Annotated in this window: 10 protein-coding genes; 7 read left to right on the top strand and 3 right to left on the bottom strand. The window is 72.3% G+C overall.

Annotated features, from left to right (window positions below; genetic code table 11):
* The first annotated feature begins 74 nt into the window (after positions 1 to 74).
* The 3 genes from Q0116_RS03185 (at position 75) to Q0116_RS03175 (ending at position 2,661) form a co-directional block, all read left to right on the top strand.
* A complete protein-coding gene (locus tag Q0116_RS03185; RefSeq protein WP_297885442.1) occupies positions 75 to 1,094 on the top strand; it encodes an ABC transporter ATP-binding protein in 1,020 nt (339 codons plus the stop codon).
* Complete coding sequence (locus Q0116_RS03180) at positions 1,094 to 1,930, top strand: ABC transporter permease (protein ID WP_297885440.1); 837 nt, start codon at positions 1,094 to 1,096, stop codon at positions 1,928 to 1,930. The genes Q0116_RS03185 and Q0116_RS03180 overlap by 1 nt, the downstream gene beginning before the upstream one ends.
* An 89-nt stretch (positions 1,931 to 2,019) precedes the next feature.
* The gene (locus Q0116_RS03175; RefSeq protein WP_297885438.1) at positions 2,020 to 2,661 is read left to right on the top strand and encodes a PadR family transcriptional regulator; all 642 of its coding nucleotides are present in this window, start codon (positions 2,020 to 2,022) and stop codon (positions 2,659 to 2,661) included.
* A 33-nt stretch (positions 2,662 to 2,694) separates the two neighbouring features.
* Here Q0116_RS03175 and Q0116_RS03170 read toward each other — a convergent pair whose 3' ends face one another.
* On the bottom strand, positions 2,695 to 3,498 hold the full coding sequence (locus tag Q0116_RS03170; protein ID WP_297885436.1) for an SDR family oxidoreductase: 804 nt from the start codon (positions 3,496 to 3,498) through the stop codon (positions 2,695 to 2,697).
* 155 nt (positions 3,499 to 3,653) lie between these two features.
* On the opposite strand from Q0116_RS03170, the gene Q0116_RS03165 reads away from it, so the two are divergent.
* The 4 genes from Q0116_RS03165 to Q0116_RS03150 all read left to right on the top strand — a co-directional run bounded on the left by Q0116_RS03165 (position 3,654) and on the right by Q0116_RS03150 (position 6,734).
* Entirely contained in the window at positions 3,654 to 3,875 is a 222-nt protein-coding gene (locus Q0116_RS03165; protein ID WP_297885435.1) for a hypothetical protein, read from the top strand.
* Positions 3,876 to 4,084: 209 nt separating this feature from the next.
* Positions 4,085 to 5,110 carry an ABC transporter substrate-binding protein gene (locus tag Q0116_RS03160; protein WP_297885434.1) on the top strand — a complete coding sequence of 342 codons (1,026 nt, stop codon included), beginning with the start codon at positions 4,085 to 4,087 and terminating at the stop codon, positions 5,108 to 5,110.
* Positions 5,110 to 5,913 carry an ABC transporter permease gene (locus tag Q0116_RS03155; RefSeq protein ID WP_297885432.1) on the top strand — a complete coding sequence of 268 codons (804 nt, stop codon included), beginning with the start codon at positions 5,110 to 5,112 and terminating at the stop codon, positions 5,911 to 5,913. The genes Q0116_RS03160 and Q0116_RS03155 overlap by 1 nt, the downstream gene beginning before the upstream one ends.
* Positions 5,901 to 6,734, top strand: coding sequence for an ABC transporter ATP-binding protein (locus Q0116_RS03150; RefSeq protein ID WP_297885430.1), 834 nt, complete (start codon positions 5,901 to 5,903; stop codon positions 6,732 to 6,734). Before Q0116_RS03155 ends, Q0116_RS03150 begins: the two co-directional genes overlap by 13 nt.
* 44 nt (positions 6,735 to 6,778) lie before the next feature.
* Here the strand turns inward: Q0116_RS03150 and Q0116_RS03145 are convergent, their stop codons facing one another.
* Positions 6,779 to 6,991 carry a hypothetical protein gene (locus Q0116_RS03145; RefSeq protein ID WP_297885428.1) on the bottom strand — a complete coding sequence of 71 codons (213 nt, stop codon included), beginning with the start codon at positions 6,989 to 6,991 and terminating at the stop codon, positions 6,779 to 6,781.
* 71 nt (positions 6,992 to 7,062) lie between these two features.
* The gene (locus Q0116_RS03140; RefSeq protein ID WP_094494510.1) at positions 7,063 to 7,287 is read right to left on the bottom strand and encodes a hypothetical protein; all 225 of its coding nucleotides are present in this window, start codon (positions 7,285 to 7,287) and stop codon (positions 7,063 to 7,065) included.
* Between the last annotated feature and the right edge of the window lie 4 nt (positions 7,288 to 7,291).

The following is a 7,291-nucleotide window of genomic DNA, read 5'->3' as shown; positions in this document are numbered from 1 at the left end:
CCACGGTCGCGGGTCCCGCGCGCCGGGCGTCCCGCTCGCATAGCGTTTTGTACGGCCCCCTCGTCGGGGGCAGTATGCCCGCTGACGCGCCTCCACCGTCCGACGGGACGACCGACGACGAGTCGGTCGCCATCCGGACGTCCGGCCTGACGAAGCGATACGGCGACGACGTGCTCGCCGTCGACGACCTCGACTTGACCGTGTACGCCGGCGAGATATTCGGCTTCCTCGGGCCGAACGGCGCGGGGAAGTCGACGACGATCGACGTGATCATGGACTACGTCCGCCCGTCCGCCGGGAGCGCGACGGTCCTCGGCCACGACGCGCAGGCCGAGACGCGCGCGGTCCACGAGCGGGTCGGCATCCTCCCGGACGGCTACGGGCTCTACGAGCGGCTCACCGGCCGCAAGAACCTGGAGTACGCGGTCGCGCTGAAGGGCACGGGCGACGACGTCGACGACCTGATCGATCGGGTCGGCCTCGATTCCGCGGCCGCCGACCGCGCCGTCGGCGGCTACTCGAAGGGGATGACACAGCGGTTGGCGCTCGCGATCGCGCTCGTCGGCGACCCCGACGTGCTGATCCTCGACGAGCCGTCGTCGGGGCTCGACCCGAACGGCGTCCGCCTCGTCCGCGAGATCGCCCGCGATCACGCCGACCGGGGGAAGACGGTTTTCTTCTCCAGTCACATCCTCAGTCAGGTCGAGGCCGTCTGCGACCGGGTCGCGATCCTCGACCGCGGCCGGCTCGTCGCCGTCGACACCATCGCGGGGCTCAGAGACGCGCTCGACACCGGCTCGACGGTGACGCTCACGGTCGACGCGGTCCCCGACCGGCTGACGCTCGGGGAAGTCGCCGGGGTCGACGACGTCGCCGTCGACGACCGGACGATCCGCGTCCGCGTCGCCGAGGCCGCGGCGAAGGTCGACGTCATCGATCGCGTCCGCGACGACGGGGCCGCGGTCCTCGACGTCGCGATCGCGGAATCGTCGCTGGAGGACCTGTTCAGCGCCTACACGGGCGGGTCGCCGCCGGACCGAGACGGTCCGGACGCCGCCGGAGCGAGCCTCGCCGACGCCGACGGGGGTGCGTGATGGCGGCGAGCGGGATCCGACCGACGATCGCGCGCAAGGAGTTCGGCGACGCGCTCCGGTCCCGGGTGGTCTGGGGGATCGTCGCGGTGATCGCGGTGATGTCGTCGCTGTCGGCGGCGCTCCCGCTGCTCGTCCCCGAGGCGGGCGGCGGCCCCGAGGCGGCCATCGGCGGCGCGTCGCAGTTCGCCGGGCTCCTCGTCCCGATCATGGCGCTGCTCGCGGCGTACCTCACCGTCGTCGGCGAGCGGGAGTCGGGCAGCCTGAAGGTGTTGCTCGGACTCCCGCCCTCCCGCGGCGAGGTCCTCGTCGGCAAGTTCCTCGGGCGGGGCGGCGCGGTCGTCCTCGGGATCGCGTCGGGGTTCGCGATCTCGGGCGTCGTCACGGCCGCCCTCTACGCCGAGCTCCCGGTCGTCGCGTTCCTCGCGACGACGGCGCTGACGGTGTTGCTCGCCGTGTCGTTCCTCGGGATCGCCGTCGGGATCTCGGCGGTCACGGCGACGCGGAGCCGGGCGATGACCCTCGCGATAACGGCGTACCTCGGCCTGACGCTCCTCTGGGACTTGGCCCCGAACGGCGTTCACCTGCTGGTCACCGGCGATCTCCCCGGGACCGCTGTCCCCGCGTGGTTCCTCCTCGTCCGCGGGCTCAGTCCGACCGGCGCGTACAACGCGCTCGTCCAGCGGACGCTGCTCGGCGGGGCGGCCACCGACGCGGCGCTCGGCGGTCCGTCCCCGGCGTATCTCGATCCCGCGGTGTTCCTCGCCGTCCTGCTCGCCTGGGCCGCGGTCCCCCTCGTAGTCGGCTACGGCGCCTTCCGTCGCGCCGACCTGAGCTGACCGGCCCCCGTCGCCGCGACCCGACGCCGCGATACGCCGGTGTCGCCGTGACCGAAACCCTTTCGACGCGACCGCGAAAAGCCGAGACGATGCGGAAAAGCGGCCCGCCGAAGGGACTGATATCGTACCTCGTCTTGGAGCTGCTCGACGAGCGCCCCCGGTACGGGTACGAGCTGCTCGGCGAGATCACCGAGATCAGCGGCGGCCACTGGGAGCCCTCCTACGGCTCCGTCTACCCGATCCTCTACAAGTTCGAGGAGGAGGGCGTCGCCGAGCGCGTCGAGCGCGAGGAGGAGCCCGACCGCAAGTACTTCGCGCTCACCGACGCGGGCCGCGAGGAGCTCGCGGAGAAGCGCCGCGAGATCGGCGGCGAGGCCCGGGACTTCGGCGACGTCGTCCTCGGCTTCTACCACCTGTACGCCGCGCTCGCCACGGACGACCGGTTCGAGGTAGCCGACGCGGACGCCGAGTGGGGGTACAGCGAGCGGGACAGCGCGTGGATCGTCGAGCAGATGATCCGCCACCACGAGCGCGACTTCGGCGAGTTCGAGCGGATCGACGCCTCGCCGGATGAGTTCCACGCCGAGACGGCAGCGACCGACGCGGACGCCACCGACTCGGACGGCGCCGGACCGGAGGGCACCGAACCGGACCGGACGGAGCCCGGATCGTCCGAGTCGGTGCCCGCGGACGACGCGGAGGAGTCCTCCTCCGGGGCCGCGGACGACTGACGGGCGCCGAAGTTCTCGATGCGGGCGGGCTCCTCACGGATGGAGCAGCCGCCACAGGACGCCGCCCGGCAGGCCGGCGCGGACGAGCCGGTCGTAGATCCGGTCGGGGAGGACGCGCGCGAGCCGCGGCAGCCACCGCGCTCGACGGCTCACCCGGTAGCGCGTCCGCGGCCGGTCGTCGGTCGCCGCCGCCACCACGCGCTCGACGACCGACTCGACGTCCGTGGCGGCCGGCGAGTACCCCTCGAACTCGCGGTAGGCGTCGGCGTAGGGGCCCTCGCCGCCCGCGCCCTCGACCGCCGCGGCGGCCCGCTCGTTGAACCCGGTCGGGACGGGGCCGGGTTCGACCAGCGCCACGTCGACTCCGCGGTGGCCGACCTCCCTGCGGAGCGCGTCGACGTACCCGTCGAGCCCGGCCTTCGCGGCGCTGTACGCGCCGTGGTACGGCAGCGCCACCGAGCCGACCATCGAGCCGACGACCACGACCCGGCCGCCGCGCTCGCGGAGCGTCGGGAGCGCCGCGGCCACGGTGACGTGGACCGCGGTCAGGTTCGTCTCCACCTGCCGGCGGAACGCCGTCGCCGAGGTGTCCTCGACCGCCGCGATCTCGTACCCGCCGACGCAGGAGACGAGCGCGTCCAGCGGGCGGTCCGCGAGCAGGTCGCGGACGGCCGCCTCGTCCCGGATGTCGACGACCGCGGTCTCGACTGCGTCGGGCAACCGCGCGAGCCCCTCCGCGTCGCGGTCGGCGCCGAGGACGTCGTGGTCGGCGGCCGCCAGCGTGCGCGCGACGCTCCCGCCGATCCCGCCCGCGGCCCCCGTCACGAGAACGTACATGCCGGACCGTCGCGGTGGGGCCAGTAGACGGTGGCGGTTCGTCGCGGCGAAGGTCGCGGACCGCGACGGTCCTCCCGAAAGTGTTCGGCCGGGAGTCGCCGGCGCACGCGCCGCCGCCCGAAGGCATATATCCGACACGGGCGATCGTCGGGGTAATGTCCACCAACGAGCCGTCCGTCCCGATCGTGTGCGACGAGTGCGAGACGGAGACCCGCGTGCCGCTCGACGACCTCGCGGACGCGCTCGAGAGACACAACGCGGAGAAACACGGCGGCGAGTCCGTCGCGGAGGTCGACCCGGCGATCAAAGACCGGCTCGCCGACCTCGTCGCCGAGGACCTGGGGCTGTTCGACGAGGATGCGGCGGAGCGACCCTGACCCCGCGGTCGTGATCGCCCGCCGGAACGACTCGGCGGACCGCGGCAGCAATATTTGCGCCATTCGGTGACGAATCTCGATCCGGTTATCCGTCTCAGGGCCGCTCTAAACCGCTAAATCGTTCGATCCGGGTTCTCGGCTACGTCACCGGAACACGCTTCAGTTGCTGGTGGCGCGAGGGTGTTGCCCGCGGGTCCGCTTTCATCGGTATGTACGAACCAACGCGGACAGCGTCGCGGCGATCGTTCCTCGCGGCGACGGGCGGAACTGCGACGGTCGGGCTCGCCGGCTGCCTCGGCGGCTCCGGCGGCGGCCTCGACGAACTGACGGTCGCGCACATGCCGATCTACCCCGACCTCCAGTGGTACGTGATGGAGGGCGAGGGGTACTTCTCCGAGATCGACGCCGAGGTCACCGGACAGGAGTTCGGCAACGGCCCCGACATCGTCCAAGCGCTCGGCGGCAGCGACATCGACGTCGCGATGTTCGGGATCGTGCCCGCGATGATCGCGATCGACCGCGGCATCGCCGCGCGGGTGACCGCCGCGAACATCCGGGAGCCGATGGGGATCATGGCCGAGTCCTCGTTCCACGAGACGTTCGAGCAGGAGGGGGCCGACGCGTTCGCGGCGTGGGAAGAAGAGCAGGGGGAACCGTTCACGTTCGGCACGTTCCCGCAGGGGAGCGTTCCTGACGTGCTGCTCCGCTACTGGCTCCGCGACGTCGGCGTCGACCCCGCCGCGAACGACAGCGTGGAGATCATCGAGATCAGCGGCGCGAGCTCCGTCTGGCAGGCGATCGCCAACGACGAGATCGACGGCACCTCGATCATGGAGCCGGTGCCGACCATCGCGCAGGCGGAGGAGTCGTCGGTGACGATGCTGCGGACCGCGGCCGACGTCCTCCCCGGCCAGCCCGCCGCGGTCACCCTGATGAGCGACGAGGTCCGGGACTCCCCGCTCGCCGCGCAGTTCCTCGAACAGCACGTCCGCGCCACCGAGTTCATCGACGAGAACCCCGACGCGACCGCGGGCCACGTCGAGGAGGGGATCGGGATGCCGGTCGACCGCGCGCGGAAGGCGCTCGACTCGCCGCTGTCGAACTTCATTACCGACCCCAACCAGATCACCGAGGCGACGCAGGTGTTCTCCGAGTTCGCGGCCGGGAACGGCCAGATCGACGAGCAGCTGTCGACCGACGAGATATTCGACCTCGGGGTGTACGACTCGCTCTGATGGCGACCGAAACCGGACCGCGCGTCGGCGGCGACGGGGCGTTCGCGAGCGTCGGGCTCGGCGGCGGCCGGCGCCTGCGTCGCGGGGCGGCCGGCGTCGCGGCGTTCCTCCTCGTCTGGCACGCCGTCTCGCTCACCCAGGACCCGTTCGTGCTCCCCTCGCCGATCGCCGTCGGCGAGGCGTTCGCGAGCGAACTCGCGTCGGGCGACATGATCGCGGCGCTCTCGCAGAGCGTCCGCCACTGGATCCCGGGCACCGCCGTCGGGACCGGACTCGGCGTCGCCGCGGGGGTCGCGTTCGCCTGGAGCCGGGTGCTCGACGACCTGACCGCGCCGCTCGTCCGGACCCTGCGCCCCGTCCCGCCGCTCGCGCTGATCGGCTTCGCGATCGCGTGGTTCGGGATCAACGACGCCGGCGCGGCGTTCATCATCGCGGTCGGCGCGTTCTGGATCAACTTCTACGCGGCGTACGGCGCGGTGGAGGGCGTCTCCGAGGACCTGCTCGACGTGGGTCGGACGCTCGGCGTCCGCGGCGACCTCGACGCCGTCCGGTCGATCGTGTTGCCGGCCTCGATGCCGGGGATCATGACCGGGATCCGGACCGGACTGGGGCGGTGTTGGATGCTCGTCGTCGCCTCGGAGATCTTCGGCGTCCCCGGGGTCGGCCGCGAGATCATCCGCGCCAGCAACAACCTGCGCGTCGACCGGGCGATCGCGTACATCCTCGTGTTGAGCCTGATGTTCCTGCTCGTCGACGTCGCGTTCCGCGCGGTCGAACGGAGGGTGTTGGCGTGGCGGGCGTGAACGACGACGGGAGCGCCGGCGACGACGGAACTGCCGGTGGCCCCGGCGCGCCCCGCTCTCCCGCGGCGGCGAGCGTCGCCCTCGACGGCGTCGGAAAGACGTACGACGCCGACGGCGACGGCGACCCGGTGCGCGCGCTCGACGACGTGTCCTTCTCGGTCGCGGACGGCGAGTTCGTCTGCCTCGTCGGGCCGTCCGGCTGCGGGAAGACGACGCTGTTCCGGGTCGTGGCCGGGCTGACCGAGGCGACGGACGGCCGGGTCCTGCTCGACGGCACCGAGGTCACGGCCCCGACGACGGACATGGGCGTGGTGTTCCAGGAGTACCACCTGTTCCCGTGGCTGACCGTCGAGGAGAACGTCGGGTTCGGGCTCGAACGGAGCGACCGGTCGGCCGCCGAGCGCGACCGGCGGGTCGACGAGATGCTGGACCTCGTCGGGCTCGCGGAGTTCCGCGACGCCTACCCGAAGTCGCTGTCGGGCGGGATGAAACAGCGCGTCGCCATCGCGCGGGCGCTCGCGGTCGACCCGGACCTGCTGCTGATGGACGAGCCGTTCGGCGCGGTGGACGCGCAGACCCGCGAGATGCTCCAGCGGGAACTGCTCGACGTGTGGGCCTCGACGGGCAAGACGGTCCTCTTCGTCACGCACGACGTGGCGGAGGCGGTGACGCTCGCCGACCGGGTCGTGGTGATGGCCGCGGAGCCCGGCCGGGTCCGGGAGGTCGTCGACGTCGACGTCGAACGCCCGCGCGAGCGCGGCGACGCCGCCTTCGCGGAGTACGTGGGCCGCGTCAGGGAGCTGATCGGCGCGCACCCGTAGCCGGGCGCCTCCGGCTTCGAGCCCGGCTCCTCACGGGCTCGCTCTCACGCGTCAGAATCGCTCTCCTCGTCGGAACCGTCGTCCTCGGAACCTTCGGTAGCGGACTCCTCGACGCTCGCCGACAGCTCGTCGACGTGGGTGCGCAGCGTCGCCAGCGTCGCGTCCGCGTCGGCGTACCCCTGATCGTAGCTGTCGAGCGCGCTCTCGGCTCGGTCGAGGAAGCGCTCCACCGCCGCGTCGCTCGGGTCGTCTGTCATACGAATCCGTCCGCCCGCGAGCGGTTTATGTCTCCCGGCGGCGTCGTCGGTCGGCGGCGGACCGCGCCCGGTCAGCGCCGGCGGAGCGCGTACGTCGTGTAGCCGACCGCGACGACGAGCGCGCCGTACAACAGCGTTCCGAGCAGGGCGGGCGACGCGGTGACGTACTCGCCGAACGGGTCGGTCAGCGCCAGCACGGCCACGATGAGCGCGGCGGAGATGGCGATCCCGACCGCGCCGAACGCCTTGAACGCCGCGTCGAGGTCGAATCCACGCGATCCCGGTTGGTGGCTCATACCC

It is taken from the genome of uncultured Halorubrum sp., assembly GCF_937146585.1.
Taxonomy (GTDB): Archaea; Halobacteriota; Halobacteria; order Halobacteriales; family Haloferacaceae; genus Halorubrum; species Halorubrum miltondacostae.
Note: the sequence above shows the minus strand (reverse complement) of the source record. Positions and strands in the feature narration are given on the sequence as shown.

Coding starts and splice junctions, on each gene's coding strand:
- Q0116_RS03160 (WP_297885434.1), top strand. CDS start 4,085: ATGTACGAACCAACGCGGACAGCGTCGCGGCGATCGTTCCTCGCGGCG.
- Q0116_RS03155 (WP_297885432.1), top strand. CDS start 5,110: ATGGCGACCGAAACCGGACCGCGCGTCGGCGGCGACGGGGCGTTCGCG.
- Q0116_RS03145 (WP_297885428.1), bottom strand. CDS start 6,991: ATGACAGACGACCCGAGCGACGCGGCGGTGGAGCGCTTCCTCGACCGA.
- Q0116_RS03165 (WP_297885435.1), top strand. CDS start 3,654: ATGTCCACCAACGAGCCGTCCGTCCCGATCGTGTGCGACGAGTGCGAG.
- Q0116_RS03140 (WP_094494510.1), bottom strand. CDS start 7,287: ATGAGCCACCAACCGGGATCGCGTGGATTCGACCTCGACGCGGCGTTC.
- Q0116_RS03180 (WP_297885440.1), top strand. CDS start 1,094: ATGGCGGCGAGCGGGATCCGACCGACGATCGCGCGCAAGGAGTTCGGC.
- Q0116_RS03170 (WP_297885436.1), bottom strand. CDS start 3,498: ATGTACGTTCTCGTGACGGGGGCCGCGGGCGGGATCGGCGGGAGCGTC.
- Q0116_RS03185 (WP_297885442.1), top strand. CDS start 75: ATGCCCGCTGACGCGCCTCCACCGTCCGACGGGACGACCGACGACGAG.
- Q0116_RS03175 (WP_297885438.1), top strand. CDS start 2,020: ATGCGGAAAAGCGGCCCGCCGAAGGGACTGATATCGTACCTCGTCTTG.